The 258-nt window shown below is 58.5% G+C and carries 1 protein-coding gene; it reads right to left on the bottom strand.

Annotation, left to right across the window (positions count from 1 at the left end):
• Positions 1 to 258: hypothetical protein (locus SB689_RS23525; protein ID WP_410694462.1), on the bottom strand; the 258-nt coding region annotated here is incomplete at both ends.

The raw sequence follows: 258 nt of genomic DNA, 5'->3' as shown, positions 1-258 counted from the left end.
CAGCGTTGGGCGATTTCGCTGGGTGCGAACGTCGACAAGCTATGGGCATTCGGCGGCGCATAAGAGAAGAAGTCAGCATCGGCCTCAGATCGTTCAGTGGGCCGATGAAACGAGCGGGATTCGTCCAGTTCGAACGGTTCGACGTCGTCGAACGTGAAGTGATTGCGCGACGGATAGCGTGTCTCGTGTGGCGGTGCGTGTCGTAATGCCCACTCGCTTGTCCGGATCGCATGCAAAGCATGGTCAGGGTATGGTGCC

The organism is Chryseobacterium sp. SIMBA_038 (assembly GCF_046535115.1).
In the GTDB taxonomy this organism is placed as follows: Bacteria; Bacteroidota; Bacteroidia; order Flavobacteriales; family Weeksellaceae; genus Chryseobacterium.
This window is presented reverse-complemented; position numbering and strand designations above follow the sequence as displayed.